Source organism: Vibrio sp. Vb0667 (assembly GCF_033391095.1).
The window spans coordinates 1-1,120 of record NZ_JAWPOL010000322.1 but is presented as its reverse complement, the minus strand read 5'-3'; the positions used below and the strand labels follow the sequence as shown (position 1 = coordinate 1,120).

Sequence of the window (1,120 nt, the reverse complement as noted above, 5' to 3'; positions counted from 1 at the left end):
TTGCTATAACCCGATGGAAATGATCCCTGTAAGAGGCAAAGGCTCACGTATTTGGGATCAGGACGATAACGAGTACATCGACTTTGCTGGTGGTATTGCAGTGAGCTGCTTGGGTCATTGTCATCCAGTAATGGTTGATGCGTTGACTGAGCAAGGCAACAAGCTGTGGCATCTAAGTAACGTGATGACGAACGAGCCGGCACTTCGCCTTGCGAAAAAGCTAACTGAAGTGAGCTTTGCTGAGCGCGTATTCTTTGCTAACTCGGGCGCAGAAGCCAACGAAGCGGCACTGAAATTAGCACGCCGTTACGCGGCAGATGTTCATGGCCCTGAAAAATCAGAAATCATCGCATTTAAACAAGGTTTCCACGGTCGTACATTCTTTACTGTGACGGTTGGCGGTCAAGCGGCTTACTCAGACGGTTTTGGTCCTAAGCCAGGCGATGTTACGCACTTACCATACAACGATATCGAAGCACTTCAAGCACACATGTCAGATCGCACATGTGCAGTTATGATGGAGCCGCTACAAGGCGAAGGCGGCATCGTGCCACCAACTCCGGAATTTGCCCAAGCAGTACGTGAACTGTGTGACAAGCACAACGCGCTACTTATCTTTGATGAAGTTCAAACGGGTAACGGACGTACTGGTCATTTCTATGCTTACCAAGGTCTAGGTATCACGCCAGACATTCTAAGCACAGCGAAATCACTGGGTGGTGGTTTCCCTATCGGAGCAATGCTAACAACAGCAAAACTGGCTGAGCATCTGAAAGTGGGCACTCACGGTTCAACATACGGTGGTAACCCATTGGCATGTGCAGTGGCAGAAGCGGTCGTTAACGAAGTGACAAAACCAGAAGTGCTTGCTGGTGTTTTAGAGCGCGAAGCGCTGTTCCGCGCAGGTCTAGAAAAGATCAATGCGAAGTACAACCTATTCTCTGAAGTTCGTGGCAAAGGTCTATTGCTAGGCGCTGCGCTGAATGAAGAGTGGCAAGGCCGTGCACGTGATGTGCTGGTTGCTGCAGGTAAACAAGGTCTATTGGTATTGGTTGCGGGTGCCAATGTCGTACGTTTCACACCATCACTCGTTATCACACAACAAGAAATTGAAGAAGGC

1 protein-coding gene is annotated in these 1,120 nt (G+C 49.4%); it reads left to right on the top strand.

All coding sequences use genetic code 11. The features are described 5' to 3' along the window. A partial coding sequence (locus tag R8269_RS25610; RefSeq protein ID WP_318222961.1) for an aspartate aminotransferase family protein occupies window positions 1-1,120 on the top strand: 1,120 nt, incomplete at both ends.